Source organism: Diplocloster modestus (genome assembly GCF_019042245.1).
GTDB lineage: Bacteria > Bacillota > Clostridia > Lachnospirales > Lachnospiraceae > Diplocloster > Diplocloster modestus.
The window spans coordinates 148192-169189 of the sequence record NZ_JAHQCX010000007.1 but is presented as its reverse complement, the minus strand read 5'-3'; the positions used below and the strand labels follow the sequence as shown (position 1 = coordinate 169189).

The following is a 20998-nucleotide window of genomic DNA, read 5'->3' as shown; positions in this document are numbered from 1 at the left end:
CTCGAAAAAGCACTTGCTGACTATTTTTCATGCATCGCACGTAAGCGCCCAAAAAACGGACGCTAAGTGCTCATAGCTATAAAATATATTGCAAAGCTTCAAGCGTGAGTCTTGGGTTTTGCAATGTTTTTTAACAACCAAAGGAGAGGTGATTCTATGGCTCAGTCAGAAGAAAAATACGCCATCGAGCTGCAGGGGATATCAAAATCCTTCGGCACGGTGAAGGCAAATGACGGAATTAATCTGAATCTGAAATACGGGGAGATACTGGCTCTGCTGGGAGAAAACGGTTCCGGCAAGACGACGCTGATGAACATGCTGTCCGGTATCTATCATCCGGACGAGGGGACGATCCGGGTGGGAGGGGAAGAGGCCATGATCAATTCCCCCACGGATGCCGCATCCCTTGGAATCGGAATGATCCATCAGCATTTCAAGCTGGTGAATATATTCAGCGCGATGGATAATATCGTGCTGGGAACGCAGGAAAAATTGCTAAAGGCGAAAGTCCTTCGGGAAAAGGTTGAGGAAATCAGCCGGAAATTCGGTCTGGAGATCGACCCGGAGAAAAAAGTATATAATATGTCGGTCAGTGAAAAACAGACGGTGGAAATCATGAAAGTCCTCTATCGGGGAGCGGATATCCTGATACTGGACGAACCCACGGCCGTGCTCACTCCCCAGGAGACGGAAAGGCTGTTCGCCATCCTGCGGGAAATGAGGGCGCAGGGCCGGGCGATCATTATCATCACCCACAAACTCAACGAGGTGCTTGCGATCAGCGACCGGGTGACGATCCTGCGCAAGGGAAAAAGCATCGATACGGTCATGACTTCACAGACCGATGAAAAGAAACTGACGGAGCTGATGGTCGGCCGTCCGGTGGAGTTATCGATCCGCCGTCCGAAGGTGGAGGAGAAAAGCTGCGTGCTTAAGATCCGGAACCTGAATGTGGACCGGGCGGATAAGACGAAGGCTCTGAAAAATATAAGCTTTGATATGAAGTCCGGTGAGATCCTGGGTGTCGTGGGAATCGCCGGCAGCGGGCAGAAGGAGCTGTGTGAGGCTCTGGCCGGTCTGATCCGTCCGGTCAGCGGCGAGATCAGCTACCAGCAGGAAAATATGATAGGAAAAACTCCCGCGCAGATTCAGGAGATGGGAATCCGAATGAGTTTCGTACCGGAGGACCGGCTGGGAATGGGTCTGGTATCGGCCATGGGTATGGTGGATAATATGCTGCTGAAGACTTACCGGAAGAAAAAGGGCTTGTTTGTTGACCGGAGACCGGCAAAAGAGCTGGCGGAACAGCTGGTGCAGGATCTGGAGATCATGACCCCGAATGTGGAGACACCGGTTCGGATGCTCTCTGGAGGTAATGTACAGAAGGTTCTGCTGGGCAGGGAGATTGGTTCCGGGCCCAATGTTCTGATCACGGCCTATCCGGTCCGGGGGCTGGATATCAATTCATCCTATCTGATCTACGATCTGCTCAACGAGCAGAAGAAGAAACAGGTAGCTGTGCTGCTGATCGGAGAGGATCTGGATGTGATGTTAGAACTGGCAGACCGGATTCTGGTACTGTGCCATGGGGAGGTTACCGGAATCGTGGAGGCTGAGCATACGACCAAAGAACAGGTGGGGCTTATGATGACAGGAATGGCAAAGGAGGTGGCCGTAGGTGAGTAGTCAAACCGGAGTAAGGAAAGAACCGCTGATCCGCACGGTGAAGCGGGCGGAGCTATCGAAAAACAGGACATTTCTGCTGCGGATCGTGGCGCTGCTTCTGGCTATCGCGGCCGGGGGCCTGTTCCTGCTGTGTATCGGATATAATCCTTTTCAGGTGTATGGAACAATTATCTACGGAGCCTTCCGGAGCGGAATGGCGATACAGGCCACGGTGAAGATTATGATACCGCTGCTGATCACTTCTCTGGGTGTGGCGCTGGCATTTAAAATGCAGTTCTGGAACATCGGCGCGGAAGGGCAGATTATAATGGGGGCTATATTTGCCACCTATTTCGCCCTGTTTCATGCGGACTGGCCGCACTGGCTGCTGCTTGCCGCCATGCTTGTGGCAGGTATGGCGGGCGGCGGATTATGGGCACTGCTTCCCGCGTTTTTTAAGGTGAAATTTAATACCAATGAGACGCTGTTTACCCTGATGTTAAATTATATCGCGTTAAATATGATTGTCTTTTTCCGGGACGGTCCATGGGCAGACCCTCAGTCCGGGGGCTTTCCGAAGATCGCTACCTTTGATGTCAATGCACAGCTGAACAAAGTGTTCGGTGTACAGGCAGGCTGGATCATCGGCCTGGTGCTGGTGGTTGTAGTATACATTTATCTGCGGTATACCAAGCAGGGATACGAGATCGGTGTGGTGGGGATCAGTAAACCAACGGCCTGCTATGCCGGGATGAACGTGAAAAAAATCGTGCTGAGGACCATGTTTTTAAGCGGCGCCATCTGCGGTATCGCCGGTATGGTACAGGCTGCCGGTTCCGATACCACGCTGGCCACCGGAGTGGCCGGGGGTGTGGGCTTTACCGCCATCATCGTGGCGTGGCTGGGACAGTTAAATCCGGTCTCCATCCTGGTAGTCACCGCACTGTTCAGCATATTGGAAAAAGGCAGCAGCGTGGTTGAATCTTCTATGGGGCTTTCCGCGGACTGTTCCGATGTCCTGCAGGGAATCATCCTGTTCTTTGTGCTGGGCTGTGAATTCTTTATCCGCTATCGATTTGTTACCCGGAAAAAAGGAGGTGCGAACAAATGAATATCATAAATTTTCTGGTAGCGGCCGTACTGGCCGGGACACCGCTTCTGTTCGGAACGATCGGGGAGATTCTCCACGAGCGGGTGGGTCATTTAAACCTGGGCGTAGAGGGAATGATGTCCATCGGAGCCTGTTCCGGATTCATGGTCGGCTATATGACGGATAATTTCTGGATCGCTATGCTGGCAGCATTTGCCGGCGGCGCTTTTGGCGCATTGATCTACGCCGTTTTGACCGTCACTTTTATGGCGAATCAGAATGTAACCGGGCTCACACTCACCATCTTCGGTATCGGCCTGGCTAATTTTATCGGATTTTACATGCTGGGAAAATCAGAGACCGGGACCTTAAAGCTGCCGGAACAGATCACCGCTCAAATGAGAGGAGTAAAGATCCCCGGTCTGAGTTCCATTCCGGTATTGGGAGACCTGCTCTTTTCCTATAACCCTTTTGTCTATCTGGGGATTATCATCGCGGTTATTTTGAGTGTCTACCTGTTCCGCACCAAGACGGGACTCAATGTCCGGAGCATCGGAGAAAATCCCGCGGCGGCGGATGCGGCCGGAATCAAGGTCACGAAATGGAAATATATCAATATGATCATTGGCGGCGGAATCTGCGGAATCGGCGGCGCCTATACGATCATGATTACCAACGGAGGCGTATGGATCACCAACTGCGTGGGCGGCTTAGGCTGGATCGCGGTGGCTTTGGTTATCTTCGCCAACTGGAAGCCTGTATATGCCATATACGGTTCCTTTATATTCGGAGCATTCCGTATTCTGAAGTACTATGTCCCGAAAAGCTTCCCGGTGCCCAACGCCTTTTATGATATGCTGCCGTTCCTGGTGACAGCGGTAGTTCTCGTGGTAAATTCCATCCGGGAGAAGAAAGAAAACTCCCAGCCGGAGAACTGCGGTGTGAATTACTTCAGAGAAGAACGCTAGAGGAATTCATAGAAGTCAATGTCCTTTTGACAGGACGATATACAGCCATGCAGATAGGAGTATTTATGAGACGCAAACAGATAGTTGCAGTTCTGCTTACAACACTGTTGATTTTGATTCACGGATTCCCAGTGTTTGCAATATCAGAAAAGAGCCCGGCAGGGCAGGCGAATGTGACAGAGGCGCCATCTCCAACGCCATACGATTCAGTTAAGACCCATGCGCCTGAGAGGCCCACTGTGACCGCAAACCTTATGGCAGAAGGCGACCATCCGGGGCTCTATGTTACCATACAAAATGCGCCGTCTGGTTTGTCCCTGATTTCTGTCTGCAATTCTATCGGCGGTATAGAATACGATGAATGGAACAGCATATACTGGACGGAAGACGAGATTGAGAACTCTGTGGGCGAAAACGGGGAAATCACCTTGTTCTGTTATGACCTGGACGAGATGCCGGTATCCTCATATATAGCCGAAATGATTAACAGTATCTATATTAAAGTATCTTATACCGTCGGGGATGAATGGAACAGCGTGGACTTGGAGCCGGTACGGATTTCCCACGATAATATCTATGAGCTGCCAGACAACCCGCCGCCATTTTTTGTCAAGTTCCAGATGGGCTGGTATGGTTATTCAGTCAAGGGACATTTTAGCGACTTTCCGCCTAATGTGGTGCAAGTACGCCCAACCTACTCCTGGGACGGAGCAGAAGGAACGTATCAGTACATCGGCGGGGACGATCCCATAAGATGGGGATTAGGGCTTCTGGGGAGTGATGAGGAAGACGCCCTGGAGAATTTAGAGAATCAAACTGTGGCAGTATCCTACGAGGAGCCACTGAAAAGTTTCTTAGCATGTGAGAAAGACTCTTTTTATCTACGAATGGAAATAACTACCGAAGCCGGTGAGATGTATCATTCCCAGGCAGTAGAACTGTCCCGCGCAAAGATTCAGATGCCGTTGGAGCTGACACCCCGTGCGTCTCTTGCATTTGATTTGGTCGATTTTAGTTCAATGCCGCCCGCCGACGGATCAGAGGAGGACGAGGACTATTATGACAGATGGGAAGTCTTTACCCATGGACAGTATCGGCTGACGGTTCGCGAGAACACTACGGCGGAAGAGATCAGGGCCCTTTTACCGGATACGGTGCCGGTTCGGGTGGTGCTTTGGGATGAGGATACCAAAGAGAACTTTGCCTTTGGCAATGTGAGCTGCCCCGTCAAATGGAAAGAATTTCCGGATTTTATCCTGACGCCTGGCGAGATGCTGGTTTGGGAGGATATGGCAGAGCCTCTGAAAATCCCAGCGGGCACAGCGGTGAAAACAGCTCTTGGAACCTATACGCTTCCTGCAGATCTTACCTTCCGGAACCGATATGACACGGACGAGATCCGTCTGGTGATCCACCCAGTAGCGGAGCAAGCCGCACCCCAGGCCGTTCTGCGCGCCTATCATCTGGATTTGGAGGACGAAGACTGGAATGGCGAAGGCGAGCGGGAAGATGAAATAATGAATCCTGAATTTGATGCCCCCTTGTCCCTGGCCTTTTGGAACAAGCCTAGCGGTGCGACTTCTATCAAAGCTTATGCCCGGGTGGGGCAGAAAAGGATGGAGCTGGGTGATCTGTTGGAGCGCAGAGCCATCGACCACAATCAGTCTCATGCGCTGTACGGCTATATTGACCTGCTGCAGGCGGACGAATACCCTTACAGCGCATATCTGAAAGGACAGATTGACAGCTTTTCGATTGGGCTGGAGATAGAGGGAGGTACCTTTGACGGTCAACGGGTGGAACTGCCCTGGCCCGGGAAATATCCATTGCCATATGAATATCCGGATCCCTCGGACAATGAGGGAGGAGAAAATAATTCCGGAACGGGTTATGAGGAGATTGAGGACGGCGATGATAATAACGGCGGCCAGAGGGAGTGGCTGCGGCCGTTGGAAGAGCAGGCACCGCTTGACATGGAATCTTCTATCATAATTTTGCCCGGAGACAACGAAGAGGTACCGCCACAACCGACGCAGCCGCCACAACCGACGCAGCCTAATCCTACAGAGCGGCCATCCGCTGTACAAGACGACCTTGCGATGGCGGACATCTCTGCGCTGCAGAAACCTCTCCAGAAATCAACGTCAGCAAACAATTCCGCTTCCCTGACCGGGCAGCCGCCAGAGCTTCAGCTGGAGTCTGCTAAGGAAGACCATTCGGAACCATCTGGGGAACCCGTCCCGCAGCCGGAGGAGACCCTGCTGCGCGGGGATCCTGCCAGTTTAGCAGCGCCTACGATCATTGGGCCCGTGACGGCGGTGTTTTGCGGATGCTGCGTTATTACTGCGGCAAGTATATCCTTTGCCAGAAGAGGTGGGACAGGGCTGCTTGCGAAGCTGGGAAAAACTATTTTAAAGTTATTTAAATTTAAGAAATAATACAAAAAGGACGCTTTTGTAATACGCAATAGCGTCCTCTTTGTATTATCTATAGCTGCTTCAACAAGGGCAAGTTGATACTAAACTCGGTGCCGAGCCCCGGCTGGGAGGAAACATGGATCTCACCTTTCAGGCTTTCCACGATACACTTAACGATAAAGAGGCCCAATCCGCTGCCTGTACCGACGTTTTGTTTGCCAACAAAGAATCGATTGAAGATTTGCTGCAGCTCCTCTGAGGGGATACCACAGCCTGTATCAGTCAGCGTAAGGTGACAGAAACTTGCGTCCAGTTGTGCGCAAAGAGTGATTTGCCCCTCTGGCGGGGTGGCCTTCAACGCATTAAAAATCAGATTTTCCAATAAAATGTCCAGCTTCCTGGGCTGTGCGTAAATCTGCCCGTCAATTTCCGGCGGTTCTATAATCAGATAGACTGACTGCACCTCCGCTGCCATGTGATGCAGCTCATATGTTTCTTCCAGCAGATATTTGACAGACACTGCCTCATAGGGATCTGAGAGAGCGTCAATTTTGTTGAATTCAGTGAGCCCATATACCCGTCGGGCCATTTCCTGCTGAGTTTGTTCTACCAGGTCAATGTAGCTTGAGAGTTCGGTGTCTACACCAGTATTATGCTCCCGGATGGCTTGAATGAAGGAGCCGGTAGCAAAGATGGGGGCCTTCAGGTCGTGAGCCATGTCGGCAAAAAACGCTTTTCTCTCCTGCATCAGGTTGGTCAGTTCCGCGGTGCGTTGTTGTACCAGTTCCTCCAAATGTGTTTGGAATGCCGCGTTCTCCGCCAGGATGCGCCGGTTGCGGGCTGCCATCATGGCGCCAAAGATAGTTACCAGCAAGAGACCACACCACTCAAACTGCCAGAAAAAGCGGATGGGCTCAAAAAGGTTACGGTCAAGAAACAAGGCGGAGAACAGCTCGGATGTGAACAGATTACAGAGCAGTCCCACGCCAAAAACGCAACAGCCAAGCCTGGAAAAACGCCGCTCCCAGTTTTCAGTTTCCCGGCTGTTCAGCGTCAGTGCCACCACAGCGCAAAAGGTAAAGAAATAGAAAAGATCGGTCATTGCGCTGTGAAGCCGGACGGCCCAGGCCTGAGCGGGGATGAGCAGCGCCAGGGCCAGCAGGACGAGTGGGAAGAGCCCTCCGATCCATTGAAGAAACAGAGCGAAACGCTTCCCGGCTACATCGCCAAACAGGGCCGTTAGCCGTATGGTGCAAAAGCACAGGCCGTAGAGAGCCGCGCTTTGTGCTATATACCAGTATTCCTCCACAGGCAGGCGGAATAGGTGTACAAAGTAGTAAGACACGTATAGGGAAAAGAAGCAGCACAGCAGCCCAAACCAAAACGCGGCTCGGTCCTTTGCCGAACGCCACAATGTAAGTGTGAACAACGCTAGGGTCAGTGGGGCAAAAAAGGCCAGAGCATACGCCACGCACTGTACCAGCATCATATGGGAGACTGTTTCTGGTGTACCTAATGCGGGAGGGTGGTACATACCGCTGTAATAGCCATGAGTAGAGGCTGTCTCCACCGTCAGCAGATGATTCCCGGGCGTCAGGGAAAAGGAAATCCTTGCCCCTCCGATACCCTCGGACAGTACAATACCATCCAGCCGGATGCTATGGCGGGAAAAGAGCTGTGGGAAGCTTAGTGCCGCTTCCACAGGTGCGCCGTCGTAGCGCAGGATTATCTCGTAGATAGCCGCGCCGTGTGGAGAGACCGTTTGGTTACCCCGCTGCAGGCTGCCGAACTGTCCAATGTAGGTGGGGAGCTGTGTGACCCGTGCATCAGTCAGCAGCCAGCCGTCGATTAAAAATAGGGGCGTGTCGCGGGTGATGTCCGCTTCCGTCAGCGCTATTATCCCCCGATTTCCATAGGGAGGGGGCGACTGGTATTTGTTATCGGCAATGAAGAGCATACCAAAGAATAATAGCAGCGCCGCCAAACACGTGATTGATAGCAGATGCGTCCACTTTGCCGTTTTCATATCAGCCCCCTCCTTCTCTGCTTATCGCCCATCTGCAATCTCCGTAGGAACAAACCGATAGCCCTTTCCCCACACAGTTTCAATAAACTCGTGTCGAGGGAAAGCTCTTTCTATTTTCCGGCGCATCCGTGAGAGGTGCCCCTGCACTATTTGGGCGTCCACCGCGCCATTCGAGCCCCAGAGGGCCCGGAACAGCTCTTCTACCGTCCATATGTCCCTTGGACGGGATGAGAGAAGGGTGAGCAGCGCGAATTCACTCTGGGTCAGGGTAAGATCCGCTCCGTGGATGGTGGCACGTTGACGCTGGAAATCCAAGGAAAGCGGCGGGAATACGCGGATAGATTCCGCCCCCTGGTTGGCGGCCAGTCTGGCTTGCAGTTTTGCCCAAAACAATTCATGGGGGCAGTCCTTTTGGATATAGTCTGTCCCACCGACGGCAAAGCCCTGGAGCTGGTCTGCCTCCTCGGTGAGGCTGCTGAGGAACACGATGGGGGCCTGGGAGAGCTTTTTGATCTCCCCACAGAGGCCGAAGCCGCTGATGTCAGGCATTTTCACATCCAGCAAGATCAGATCGTAGGTATCCCGCACCAGGTGGGCGATGGCATCTCCAGACGTCTGGGCGGTTTCCACACGGCAGCCTTTTCCCTCTAAAAACGATTTGCGTGCAATCAACAGCCATGGTTCATCGTCAATCATCAAAATACGAAACATGACCTCTCCTCCCCTGTGTAAAAATCTAGATTTATTTTATCGTATTATACACCCGGTTACAAGATAAAAGGGATTTTTGAAGATTTCTTCAAAAATCCCTTTTATGCATCCGCGTTTGTTACTATATGATAAAAATAGTGCGCCTGTCCTCAGGCGTTGGGGGAAGACATTTTATGATAAAAATCGCATTTTGCGACGATGATTTGCTGGTCCTGAACGAATTGAGTGTGCTGGTGGACCGGTATCGTGTGTCGCACAACCGGGAAATTGCATATACGACTTACAATAGTCCCCTGGAACTGCTGGCCGGGATTGAGAGGGGGACACGCTACGATATCCTGTTCCTGGACGTGCTAATGCCGGGGGAAAACGGTATCGAAACGGCCAGGGAGATCCGCACCTGGGACAAGTCTGTGAAAATTATTTTTCTCACCTCCTCGGAAGAGTTTGCCGTACAGTCTTATGTAGTGGGGGCATACTTTTATCAGCTCAAGCCCATTTGGGAAGAGAGCTTCGTCCGCCTGATGGATTCTGTCCTAGCCGAATGCATCAAATCCCAGAGCGACAGTTTGATATTGAAATGTAAAGACGGGATCACTCGGATCAATCTTACTCAGCTGGAATACTGTGAGGTGATCGGCCGGGTTCTTCTGCTGCATCTGAGCAGTGGGAAGGTACTGGAGAGCAGTGGCAGTATGGAAGAGCTGAGCAGACAGATTTTCAAGCGTGGTGGTTTTATTCGTCCCCATCGTTCTTATCTCGTCAATATGGATTACATACAGAACATCTCCTACCGTGCTATCACGCTATACTGTCTGACGCAGATTCCCATTCCGCGGGGTAAATACGCGGAGATTAAACAGACCTTTCTGGAGTACGCGTTTCAAAGTGAGGAATCAATGCTATGAATAATTGGGTGGTGCTTGCAAACAGCCTTGCTGTTGGAATTTTTGGAGGGGTACTGTCCGCGGCTTTTTGCAGCGCTTTTTGCAGCCGGCGCAATCGGCGTATCATCGCTGTGGGGCTGGCTGTGCTGCTGATCCTGCAGGGATGCATCTATAACATTTGGGACGCGGCACTTATAAAAAAGATTTATCCCCTTGTTACCCATCTGCCGTTGGCGCTGCTGTTGTCTGCGATAACCCGCAAGCGGCTGTGGCCGGTCCTCTGTGTGCTGACGGCCTATTTGTGCTGTCAGCTGCGCCGATGGCTGGCTCTATTTGCCGTGGTGCTGTTTCACAGGGACGAGTTGGCTCAGGCAGCAGTGGAGTTGATGATTACACTGCCGCTGCTGCTGCTCCTGCTTCACTATATAGCCCCCGCCGTCTGTTCCATTGAAAAGCGGCCGTTCCGGATCCAATGGCACTTCGGCCTGATTCCAGCGATCTACTATGGGTTTGATTATCTGACGACGGTGTACACAAACTTGCTTGCCCAGGGCGTTCCGGCGGTGTTAGAGTTTATGCCCTTTGTCTGCTGCGTGGCTTATTTGGTGTTTTTATTGTATAGCTCGGCGGAGGAACGAAAACGCTTCCAAATGGAGCAGATACAAAATAGCCTGCACATCCAGGTGGCTCAGTCCATCAGGGAAATTTCCGCCTTGCGGGAATCCCAGAAACAGGCCAGCTCTTACCGCCACGATCTGCGCCACCATCTGCAATACCTTTTAGCCTGCATGGAGAACGGGCAGATTACCCAGGCCCAGGAATATATCCAAGGTATCTGTGCGGGGATTGAGGCCCAAAAAATACAGGTTTTTTGTGAGAATGAGACAGTAAACCTTATCCTTTCCGCTTTTGCCGGCCGGGCCGCGAATGCGGGGATTACCGTAAAAGTCCAGGCGGCGCTGCCGATGTTTCTGGAAGTATCGGACAGTGACTTGTGTGTGCTGCTGTCCAATGCTCTGGAAAATGCGCTGAATGCCTGCAGTACACTGACTGGAGGAGACCGCCTGATCGATGTACGTGCTTATAAAAAGGAGCAAAGGCTCTTCCTGCAGGTGACAAATCCCTGCGGGGCGACGGTTAACTTTGAAAATGGGCTGCCTATTGCCACACAGCCGGGCCACGGTATTGGCGTGCACAGCATCTGTGCTATTGTGGAGCGGTATGGCGGAGTGTATTCCTTTTCTGCCCGGGATGGCCAGTTTATCTTGCGATTGTTTCTTTGAGCATACTGTCGATTCGATGCAGCTTTCGTTCGTTTCATGCTAAGTCGCCCATTTTTGAGGAATATTGGTTTATTCTTTACTCGAATACCGATGTGAAGTACATAAAGTAATCAAAAAGGAGAATGTATGATGAAAAAGTTTTTTGCAACAATCCTTGCTGTTGTGATGGTTCTGCCCCTGGCGGCCTGCGGTGACTCTGGCCCCGATGTTGCGGCATTGACCGAGAGCTACAACTCTCTGGCCGACGCCTATAATAACATGGTCACAAGAGCTACCGAAAACGGATGGAATCAGGATACGGAGATTGCCGATGGCCTGAATGAAATCGTGGATGAAATAAACACCATCAAGCCAATCATTGAAGAACCCTCCGATGCGACCCAGGAGCAGATCGACGAGCTGAAAAAGAGCTGCGACGACCTCTATGCCTGGGTAGGTGACATGAGCGCGATAGTTTCCGAGCCTTATGTTGCCGCGAGCGATACGGAGGATGCCGCAGAAGGCGGCACTGATGCTTCCGCGGAGGGCGGCACCGGGGCTGCAGGCACAGGCGTCAGTCTTCTGGATACCCTGGAATTCTATTCGATTCCAGAAAATATTCCCGGCAGCAGCTGGGACTTCTCCGGCGGCTATCTTAACGGCCAGGAAATGAACGAGGAAGATGCTGTTTCCGCGTTGGAGCAGTACGGCGGTTCGCTGCAGATCCTATTCAAAGACGACAAAAACGTCAGTATGCTACAGGGCGGCGGCACTTTGGAGGGCACTTACGTACAGGTAGATGAGGGCACTTTTAGTATCGAGTTTGCCAATTCCGAATCAGAGCTTGTGTATTCCGCCCTGTTCACGGATGTTGGCGGCACACCGGTGATGATGCTATTTCCAGACAACACGGGCTTAAACGCCATCTATTTTACGCAGAGCTCTGAGGAATGATTTGTGGTTCAGCTGACCGATAGGGGGCCTCGCGTAATACGGCAAATACATAGTAAAAAATTCCGCTCCCAGAATCATGTTTTTTTACTGAAAGGAGGTCTCTGTGGCAATTTTAATCATCATCGTTCTGGTCTTAGTTCTGCTCGTTAGCTGGGTTATGTCCACCCGGCGGAAGCTGGCGGTTATGGACGAGAACATCAACAACGCCATGAGCCAGATCGGCGTACAACTCTCCTCCCGCTTTGACGCGCTGACGGCTCTGGTGGATCTGACCAAGAGCTATGCTGTCCACGAGTACCAGACACTGATTGAAACCATCAAATCTCGTCGTAGCGTTATCACCGCAAAGTCTGCGCCTGACGATGTATTGAAACAGGAAGAGGTCATAAGCGAGAACCTGGGCCGTATCTCCATGGTAGCCGAGCGGTACCCTGAGTTGAAAGCCAGCGAAACCTACGCTAGATTCATGAACGCGATTGACAGTTATGAAAAGATGGTGCAAACCAGCGGCCTTATCTACAACGATAGTGTTACGAAACTCAACAGAGCTATCCGGATGGTCCCAACCAGCCTGATCGCCGGGATGCTTGGCTTTCACCAGCGGGATTATCTGGAGGCTGTTAAGGAAAAGGCAGACATGCCGGATATGGAGGAATGATTTATGGGCCTTTTTAGTAATAACAAAAAACTATGCCCTATCTGCGGTAGTCCCACGCCACGACTATTCCCCACGATAATCGAGGATATGCCCATCTGCAAGGAGTGTGACCGAAAAATCGATCTGCCGGATGGAAGGGCAGAACAGATGTCGTTAGCGGAGTTCCGGCAGTACATGACATTCTATGAAGAAAACCAGTCCCTGCGGGATATCTTTACGGAGACAGCCCGGTATGATTTCAGTTTTTTAGACGACGATTTCGTGATAGACGCGGAGCATAGATTATTTCGCCTCAAGGGAAAGAGTGACCACCTGGTCTTTGAGGCTTCCTGCCTGAAGGGCTTTCAGATTTGGGAGGATAGAAGTCCGCTGCTGGAAGGCGGCAAAGACGCTTTGCGCTGTTACGAGAGCGATGTCCCTGACCGGGTGGGCGCCATTCAGACGGATATTGACCGTTTCACACGGGATCGGCAGGAATTTGAGCGGATGGAACGCATAGAACGCATGATGGAGCAGAGGGATGGGGATCGGGACGGTTCACCGCCCCCACGCCCCTATATCCCGGAGCCGAGGTTCGAGGTGCCCGGTCCTGTTGGTCAGTTTCATATGGTGCTGACTATGGAGCATCCCTACTGGCCGTACTATCAGTTGACATGGGATGGACCGTCGTTTCACGCCCATTATCCCAGTATCCGGGATTATTTAGAAGAATATCAAGAGATGACCGAAGAGCTGTACGCACTCTCCAGTGGCCTGATGATTCTGCTTAATCCGGACGCACAGGAGCTCCATACCGTAAAAGGAGCTTTCATCGACCAGCCTCGGTCCATGGCGGCTCAGACTCCGACTGCGGGTGACACCGTCAGCGAGATCCAGAAATACAAGGCGTTGCTGGATTCCGGCGTCATCACAGAGGAAGAATTTACTGCCAAAAAACGTCAACTCCTTAGAATTTAAGGAGTACAGCGGAATGCAGAAGAAATAATATATATAAAAATATGAAAGGAGTTATTTAAAATGGAAAAAACACCTGCAATCATCATCACAATCTTACTGGGAGGAATTGGATTACATAGATTCCTGGCGGGAAAAATCGGCACAGGAATTATCTGGCTGCTAACAGGCGGCTGTCTGGGTATCGGTTGGATCATAGACATTGTTAAGGTCTGCACAGGTAAATTCTTAGATAAAAATGGTAATGTCTGGGGTAATTAAACAGTAACTACAAAATTTATTAAATCCATCGGCAGATGAAAGGAAATCTTAAAATGAAAAAATCAATTACATGTATTTTGACCATCACAATGGTTCTGTCACTTATGTTCTGCATAGTAGGGTGTGGAGACAATGTTAAAAAGCAGGAAGCGATAGACGCATTCAACACGACCAGTACTTCATTTGACGAAACTGCAGATCTAATTAACGAAAACGCAGAGGTTCTCGATGAGGAATTGATTAGTGTATTTCAGGAGATGTCGTCTCTGCTTGGGCAATATAAAGAACTTCTTGAAGGAGAAGATGAACTTACAGATGAAAAGTACGATGAAATAATTGAATGGCTGGGTACTGCCGATGATTGGATCAAAGATACCAAGAATGAGATTGAAACGGCACTTGCACAGTAATCAGTAAAGGCAGGTTTTGTACCTGGCAATGAGAATCAACCTCTTAAATAATCCGCATATTGGGAATGCTGCTGTATGTTTTATTATTCGGCAGCATTCCCTTTGCTCCCTTTATAGGAATTCCTTAAAGACACAGTGTCGGTGGTGGACATCCGTCAGCGGAAAGACCATGGAAGTAGCGTGTTAATGGAGGACATGTTGCCACAGGAAGGGCAAAAACGCTTGCACATGGATGAACTGGTAGGTATAATTGCATTAGGTCAGACGATACCAAAAATGAAGGAGGTCCTGTGTGAAAAAGTTTTTACAGAAGGGTATTTTTGAAGTGGCGACGGTGGTCGAGACGGTGATCGGAGCTTTTATACTGGTGGTGGTGGCCGTACTGGCGGTACGGCTGGTTGGGGAGATTGGAACCAGCATCAATGTTCTGGAGGATAATGGAAGCTTTAACAATTTTCTGGCGTGGACGATGAACCTGGTGATAGGGGTCGAGTTTGTAAAGATGCTCTGCAAGCATACGCCCGGAACTGTCATCGAAGTGCTGTTATTTGCCACGGCCCGGCAGATGATCGTGGAACACCTGAACGCGTGGGAGATTCTGGCCGGAGCGATTGCCATCGCGCTGTTATTTGCCACCAGAAAGTTTCTGTTCAGCAGTTTCGATGAAATCGAGAGGACAGTGTATCGGGGAAACCAGAAGGTACGTGTGGTCAATGCGGTGAACCATATACATATTCCCTGTGAGAAAGATGAGACGCTGGAACATCTGGTGCGCAGGATGCTGGAAGAGAACGGGGATCAGATCGGCACGGGAGCCTGTGTCTATTTCCAGGGACATGCACTTCGGATCGCCAAGATCAAAGATGATGTCATTACCAGGGTGGAGCTGATCCAGTCCGGACAGCATCTGGATTAGAAGACAAAAGCGCATTCAGGTGCAGAGTCATGCATGGATGCGTGCAGCTTCAAAAGGGAGGAATTTCATGGAAAAGATAGAGCTGAAATATCTGAAAAGTATAGCGAAGCAGTATCCGACCATCGCGTCGGCAGCTACCGAAATTGTCAACCTTCAGGCCATATTAAACCTGCCCAAGGGCACGGAACATTTTGTCTCGGATGTCCACGGGGCATATGAGCAGTTCAGCCATGTGCTGCGCAATGGTTCCGGCGCCGTGAAGCGGAAAATTGATGATGAATTCGGAAAGACTTTAAGCAAACGGGATAAGCAGAGCCTGGCGACATTAATCTATTATCCGGAACAGAAGCTGGAACTGGTGATGAAGCAGGAAGGGGACGAGGAGAGTCTGGAGGACTGGTACAAGGTTACGATGCACCGTTTGATCCAGATCGCCAGGAGAGTGTCCTCCAAATACACCAGATCCAAGGTACGGAAAGCCCTTCCCAAGGACTTCGTCTATATCATCGAGGAATTGCTGCATGAGAAGGAAGAAGTGCTGGACAAGGAAGCTTATTATAATGAAATAATTCAGACCATTATCCGGATCGGCCGGGCAAAAGAGACCATCGTGACGCTTTCAAATCTGATCCAGCGTCTGGTGGTGGATCATCTGCATGTGGTGGGTGATATCTACGACCGTGGAGCCGGAGCGGTTCAGGTGATGGATACACTGATGAATTATCACTCCGTGGATGTGCAGTGGGGGAATCACGACGCGGTCTGGATGGGCGCGGCGTCCGGCCATCTGGCCTGTATCGCCAACGTGGTGCGCCTATGCGCCAAGTATGGCAATCTGGACACCCTGGAAGAAGATTACGGAATCAACTTGCTGCCTCTGGCCACTTTTGCGCTGGAGACCTACGGGGAAGATAACTGCGACTGCTTCCAGGTGACGGACAATCCGGGATTAACCGGTGTAAAATCGGCGAAGCTGGAACGCAAGATGCATAAAGCGATCACGATCATCCAGCTGAAGTTGGAGGGACAGTTGATCAAGAGAAGGCCGGAATTCCATATGGAGAGCCGCATGCTGCTGGACAAGATCGATCAGGCGGAGGGGAGCGTCTTTATCGAAGGACAGACCTGTAAGCTTAAAGACCATTCCTTCCCGACCATACGTAAGGAGGATCCATACGCGCTGACCCTGGAGGAAAAGATGGTGATGGAGCGGCTGCAGACGGCATTTTTAAACTGCGACAAACTGCAAAAGCACGTGCGCTTTCTGATGAACAACGGAAGCCTTTATCTGGTATATAACTCCAACCTGCTGTACCATGGCTGCGTTCCGCTCAATGAGGACGGAAGTTTCCGGCAGGTGGAGATTCACGGAAAGATGTACAGCGGGAAAGCCCTCTATGATATTCTGGAGCAGTACGCCAGGAAGGGGTACTATCTGCGGTGGGAGCCCGAGTCCATGGAGGAGAAGTTCTACGGCCAGGACATCCTCTGGTTTATCTGGACAAATGAGAATTCCCCGGTATTCGGAAAAGAAAAGATGGCAACCTTCGAGCGGTATTTTCTGGATGATGAAAAGCTGCGGAGTGAAAAGAAAAATAATTACTATATGCTGATCGAACAGGAGGAAGTGGTAAATCGGATTCTGACAGAGTTTGGTCTGTCCACGGAAGACTCGCATATCATCAACGGCCATGTGCCGGTCCGCTCCAAGAGAGGGGAGTCCCCGGTAAAATGCGGCGGCAAGCTGCTGATCATCGACGGCGGCTTCTGTAAAGCCTATCAGAGCCAAACCGGGATCGCGGGTTATACGCTGATCTACAATTCTTACGGGCTGCGCCTGGTGTCTCATGAGCCTTTCAAATCGGTGGAAGACGCCGTACTCAATGAGAGCGATATATTTTCAGAGGCAGTGGTAGTAGAATATGCGAACCGGCGCAGGCAAGTGGCGGACACGGACATCGGCCGGAATCTGAAGGATTCCATTCAGGATCTGGAGAAACTGCTGCGGGCCTATCGGTCCGGACTGATCAGGGAAACCGGAGTAAACGATGTTTAAAGAGATAAAAGAATGGGATCTGGAACACTGGGATGAAAATTCATACCGGTACTTTCTGGAATACATACAGGGACAGGCAGACAGCGGATACCGGGAGTTCCATTCGAATCTGGTTCCGGGAAAAGAGCAGGAACTGATCCTGGGCATCCGGATGCCGAAGCTGCGGGAAATCGGCCGGGAGATCGCCAAAGGGAACTGGAGAGAATATCTGGAGGAAAATACCCATCACTATTACGAGGAATCTATGCTGCACGGGATCGTGCTGGGGCTGGGCAGGATGGATTATGAGGAGTGGATCAGGCAGATCCGGGCGTTTCTGCCCTATGTGGATAACTGGGCTGTCTGCGACTGCTTCTGCAGCGGATTAAAGCAGGTGAAACAGTATCAGGAGCCGTTCTGGCAGCAGATTGACTCCTATATAAACAGCGGGGAACCCTGGACGATTCGGGTCGGGTTAGTTCTGATGCTGGATCACTATCTTCTGGATTCCTATGTGGAACAGGTGCTGGAAAGGTGTGACCAGGTGTTAAGCCCGCATTATTATGTGCGTATGGCTCAGGCCTGGCTGGTGTCCACAGCCTATGCGAAATACCCGGAACGGACCCATGGCTATCTGCTGCGGTGCCGTCTGGATGACTGGACGTATAATAAGGCTCTTCAAAAGGCCAGGGAATCTTACAGGGTCAGCGCTGAGAGGAAAGAATTATTAAAGCAGATGAAGCGTTAAGCCGACACGGAGGAACGTATAGATTGTATTCAATTTAATATTCAATGATACAGAACCTGATTTTACGATTTGATAGAATCAGGTTTTGTTTATTGGGAACAAAAAGCGAACACCCGTACCGTCACCAGCCCGCAACGGCTATCCCTATCACATGAGCAGAGAATGACGATATTTTACAAGCCACAGTGTAAAAAAGAGTGTAAAATACAGTTCATTGGCAGGAGGATACCACAATGAAAAAAGAAATACGTACCGTCTGTTATGACGAGGATTTAAAAATTGAAGCATACCGTTTCCAGGGTATTGCCCAAGCTTTTCCTAATCATTTTCACGATTATTATGTGATTGGTTTTATCGAGGAAGGAGAGCGCTCTCTGACCTGCAGGAACAAAGATCATATCATTGGTCCGGGCAATATCATCCTGTTTCATCCCGGCGACACCCATGAGTGTGTACAGCGGGATGGAGGAACGCTGGATTACCGGGCGATACACATTACAAAGGACGTTATGCTGGAACTGGCAGAAGAGGTGACGGGGAAGAAAGAACTGACGGGTTTTAGCGCGAATGTAATCTGCGAGGAAGAGCCCGCCAATTACCTGCGTCCGCTGCACCAGAAGATCATGGAAGGTTCCGGAGAGTTTGAGAAAGAGGAGAATCTGTTATTACTGGTTTCCCACTTGATCGGACATTACGGGCAGCCTTTTGAAAGCGTGCTGCCGGAATACCGGGAGGAGATCGAAGATGCCTGCCGTTATATGGAGCAGCATTATCATGAACATATCTGCCTGGAGCAGATCGGCAGGGCAACTGGGCTTAGCAAATCCACTCTGCTGCGTGCGTTCACAAAATCCAGGGGAATGACACCTTACCGGTATTTGCAGGCATACAGAATCAACGAGGCTAAGAAACTGTTAGAACAGGGCGTATCTGTGCTGGAATCTGCCATGCGGACGGGATTTTCTGATCAGAGCCATTTTACGAATTTTTTTAATATGTTTATCGGGCTGACTCCGGGAGCGTACCGTGAAATCTTTATGGGGAAGAACAGCAGCCTGAATGAGAGCAGCAGCCAGAATGGGGGAGACAGCCGGAATGGAGAATAGGAGCGCAGCGGGGCATGCAGCCGCCCTGGTGACCATATTGATATGGGGAACCACCTTTATTTCTACGAAAGTGCTGCTTAATAGCTTTTTGCCGGTTGAAATACTTCTGATCCGATTTGTGATGGGCTTCCTGGCCCTGCTGATCGTCTATCCCCATAGGCTAAAAAGTGCCGGAATACGGCAGGAGGGATACTTCGCGCTGGCAGGCCTTTGCGGTGTCTGTCTGTATTATCTGTTGGAAAATATTGCGCTTACCTACACGCTGGCGTCCAATGTGGGGGTGATCATTTCGGCTGCCCCATTTTTTACGGCGATTCTCTCCCATATATTTATGAAGGGGGAGGACAAGCTGAAGAAGGGTTTTTTCGTGGGTTTTGTGGCGGCCATGATTGGAATCTGCCTGATCAGCTTTCAGGGAACGCTGTTGGAGTTTAATCCATTGGGAGATTTTTTGGCGCTGCTGGCTGCGTTCTTATGGGCATGCTATTCCGTTCTTACCAGAAAAATTGCAGGGTTTGGGTATCATACGATTCAGACTACCAGGCGGGTATTTGGCTACGGAATTATTTTTATGTTTCCGGCCCTCCTGCTATTCGACTTCCATCCGGATTTTAGCAGGTTCAATGATCCGGTGAATCTTCTCAATATGCTGTTTTTGGGACTGGGAGCGTCCGCCCTGTGTTTCGTGACCTGGAATTTCGCGGTTCGGAAGCTGGGGGCGGTTAAGACCAGCATCTATATCTATCTGGTTCCGGTTATCACAGTGGGTACTTCTGTTCTGGTTCTGAAGGAAACGATTACCTGGATAACCGTAGCGGGGATGGCGCTCACCCTGGCCGGACTGCTGCTGGGAGAGCGGGGTACAAAAGCCTGAGGACGGGATAAATATCTAAATAAGGGGCTTATGGACAGATACCTGACTTGTATCTGTCCATAAGCCCCTTATTTGGATAGGTTATCTTTTGTAACCGCTTGTAAAATCAACTTCATTTCTCAGCTCTTTATTATTCATAAAGCGCATTAGATTCTCCGCAGAGATCCGGACGATCCTGTTCAGGGTTTCCGGCAGATGATACTGGCCGGATGTATGAGGGGTAATCACCACATTCCGGAATTTCCACAGACGGTGATCGGCCGGCAGAGGTTCCGGCTCCGTGACATCCAGGGCAGCCCCATACAGATGTCCCTTTTCCAGCGCATCGCAGAGAGCTTCGGTGTCCAGCACGGTACCACGTCCTACATTGAGAAGTATAGCGGAATCCTTCATCAGCCTGATTCGTTTGGCATTGAATAAATGGCGGGTCTGCTCCGTACCGGGAAGGCACAGTGCCACAATATCCGCCTCCGGCAGTAATTGATCCAGATCTTTTAACAGATATAATTCCTCAATATACTCCGGTTTGTCCGAAGGACGTCGTTTGACTGCGATGACCTGGCTGCCCAGCGCGTTCATTTTCCTGGCAAATTCATTTCCGATATCGCCCAGGCCCACAACCAGTGTACGGGAATCCTGAATCGAGGTAACCTGCCCCTCGTCCTTCCAGAGGCACTGATTCTGGTTGTCCCGGTAATAATGCAGCTTTTTCATAAGTTCCAGTACCACGCCGATCATATACTCAGAGACAGCCAGTCCATAGGCACCGGTAGCGTTTGTGAGCCTGGTCCCTGACGGCAGAACGCCGGGATCCAGATATCCGTTCGTGCCTGCGGAATCCAGCTGAAGCCATTCCAGTTTGGTGGCGCCAACCAGCTGCGAGGGAGTGACATTGCCGATAATGATATTGGCGTTGTGAACATCTTCTTTTGTTACTTCTTCTCTTTGACGGTAGAGGAAGTGGGAACCGGGTGCGTACATTTCCAGACTGTGTTTTTGTTTGTCCGTGACGGGAAATGTAACCAATATGTTCTTTTGCTCCATAATCGTTCCTCC

Annotated in this window: 19 protein-coding genes; 16 read left to right on the top strand and 3 right to left on the bottom strand. The window is 50.7% G+C overall.

What is annotated here, in order from left to right; genetic code table 11:
* The first annotated feature begins 156 nt into the window (after positions 1–156).
* The 4 genes from KTH90_RS12240 to KTH90_RS12225 all read left to right on the top strand — a co-directional run bounded on the left by KTH90_RS12240 (position 157) and on the right by KTH90_RS12225 (position 6161).
* Positions 157–1686, top strand: a complete 1530-nt coding sequence (locus KTH90_RS12240) for an ABC transporter ATP-binding protein (protein ID WP_158352879.1) — start codon at positions 157–159, stop codon at positions 1684–1686.
* A complete protein-coding gene (locus KTH90_RS12235) occupies positions 1679–2776 on the top strand; it encodes an ABC transporter permease (protein ID WP_238726872.1) in 1098 nt (365 codons plus the stop codon). The genes KTH90_RS12240 and KTH90_RS12235 overlap by 8 nt, the downstream gene beginning before the upstream one ends.
* On the top strand, positions 2773–3723 hold the full coding sequence (locus KTH90_RS12230) for an ABC transporter permease (protein ID WP_158352878.1): 951 nt from the start codon (positions 2773–2775) through the stop codon (positions 3721–3723). The genes KTH90_RS12235 and KTH90_RS12230 overlap by 4 nt, the downstream gene beginning before the upstream one ends.
* A gap of 65 nt (positions 3724–3788) precedes the next feature.
* Positions 3789–6161, top strand: coding sequence for a hypothetical protein (locus KTH90_RS12225; RefSeq protein WP_238726871.1), 2373 nt, complete (start codon positions 3789–3791; stop codon positions 6159–6161).
* 49 nt (positions 6162–6210) lie between these two features.
* Here the strand turns inward: KTH90_RS12225 and KTH90_RS12220 are convergent, their stop codons facing one another.
* Complete coding sequence (locus KTH90_RS12220; RefSeq protein ID WP_238726870.1) at positions 6211–8166, bottom strand: sensor histidine kinase; 1956 nt, start codon at positions 8164–8166, stop codon at positions 6211–6213.
* A gap of 21 nt (positions 8167–8187) precedes the next feature.
* Positions 8188–8877: a response regulator transcription factor gene (locus KTH90_RS12215; protein WP_238726869.1), complete on the bottom strand. Its 690-nt coding sequence runs from the start codon at positions 8875–8877 to the stop codon at positions 8188–8190.
* 173 nt (positions 8878–9050) lie between these two features.
* Between KTH90_RS12215 and KTH90_RS12210 the strand changes: the two genes are divergently transcribed.
* The 12 genes from KTH90_RS12210 (at position 9051) to KTH90_RS12155 (ending at position 19942) form a co-directional block, all read left to right on the top strand.
* The gene (locus KTH90_RS12210) at positions 9051–9785 is read left to right on the top strand and encodes a LytR/AlgR family response regulator transcription factor (protein ID WP_158352874.1); all 735 of its coding nucleotides are present in this window, start codon (positions 9051–9053) and stop codon (positions 9783–9785) included.
* Complete coding sequence (locus KTH90_RS12205; protein WP_238726868.1) at positions 9782–11047, top strand: sensor histidine kinase; 1266 nt, start codon at positions 9782–9784, stop codon at positions 11045–11047. The genes KTH90_RS12210 and KTH90_RS12205 overlap by 4 nt, the downstream gene beginning before the upstream one ends.
* Before the next feature lie 126 nt (positions 11048–11173).
* Positions 11174–11980 carry an LptM family lipoprotein gene (locus KTH90_RS12200; RefSeq protein ID WP_238726867.1) on the top strand — a complete coding sequence of 269 codons (807 nt, stop codon included), beginning with the start codon at positions 11174–11176 and terminating at the stop codon, positions 11978–11980.
* 103 nt (positions 11981–12083) lie between these two features.
* On the top strand, positions 12084–12638 hold the full coding sequence (locus tag KTH90_RS12195) for a LemA family protein (protein WP_158352871.1): 555 nt from the start codon (positions 12084–12086) through the stop codon (positions 12636–12638).
* Between the two features lie 3 nt (positions 12639–12641).
* Entirely contained in the window at positions 12642–13595 is a 954-nt protein-coding gene (locus KTH90_RS12190) for an SHOCT domain-containing protein (protein ID WP_238726866.1), read from the top strand.
* 60 nt (positions 13596–13655) lie between these two features.
* Positions 13656–13853 (top strand): TM2 domain-containing protein, encoded by a 198-nt coding sequence (locus tag KTH90_RS12185; RefSeq protein ID WP_158352870.1) that lies wholly within the window; start codon positions 13656–13658, stop codon positions 13851–13853.
* A 53-nt stretch (positions 13854–13906) separates the two neighbouring features.
* Positions 13907–14263 carry a hypothetical protein gene (locus KTH90_RS12180; protein WP_158352869.1) on the top strand — a complete coding sequence of 119 codons (357 nt, stop codon included), beginning with the start codon at positions 13907–13909 and terminating at the stop codon, positions 14261–14263.
* Positions 14264–14555: 292 nt separating this feature from the next.
* Positions 14556–15179: a phosphate-starvation-inducible PsiE family protein gene (locus KTH90_RS12175; protein ID WP_158352868.1), complete on the top strand. Its 624-nt coding sequence runs from the start codon at positions 14556–14558 to the stop codon at positions 15177–15179.
* 67 nt (positions 15180–15246) lie between these two features.
* Positions 15247–17235 carry a fructose-1,6-bisphosphatase gene (locus tag KTH90_RS12170; RefSeq protein ID WP_158352867.1) on the top strand — a complete coding sequence of 663 codons (1989 nt, stop codon included), beginning with the start codon at positions 15247–15249 and terminating at the stop codon, positions 17233–17235.
* Positions 17228–17962: a DNA alkylation repair protein gene (locus KTH90_RS12165; protein ID WP_158352866.1), complete on the top strand. Its 735-nt coding sequence runs from the start codon at positions 17228–17230 to the stop codon at positions 17960–17962. Before KTH90_RS12170 ends, KTH90_RS12165 begins: the two co-directional genes overlap by 8 nt.
* Before the next feature lie 233 nt (positions 17963–18195).
* Positions 18196–19068: a helix-turn-helix domain-containing protein gene (locus KTH90_RS12160; RefSeq protein ID WP_158352865.1), complete on the top strand. Its 873-nt coding sequence runs from the start codon at positions 18196–18198 to the stop codon at positions 19066–19068.
* The gene (locus tag KTH90_RS12155) at positions 19058–19942 is read left to right on the top strand and encodes a DMT family transporter (protein ID WP_158352864.1); all 885 of its coding nucleotides are present in this window, start codon (positions 19058–19060) and stop codon (positions 19940–19942) included. Before KTH90_RS12160 ends, KTH90_RS12155 begins: the two co-directional genes overlap by 11 nt.
* A gap of 81 nt (positions 19943–20023) precedes the next feature.
* Here KTH90_RS12155 and KTH90_RS12150 read toward each other — a convergent pair whose 3' ends face one another.
* Complete coding sequence (locus tag KTH90_RS12150) at positions 20024–20986, bottom strand: D-2-hydroxyacid dehydrogenase (RefSeq protein WP_158352863.1); 963 nt, start codon at positions 20984–20986, stop codon at positions 20024–20026.
* Positions 20987–20998: the final 12 nt, after the last annotated feature.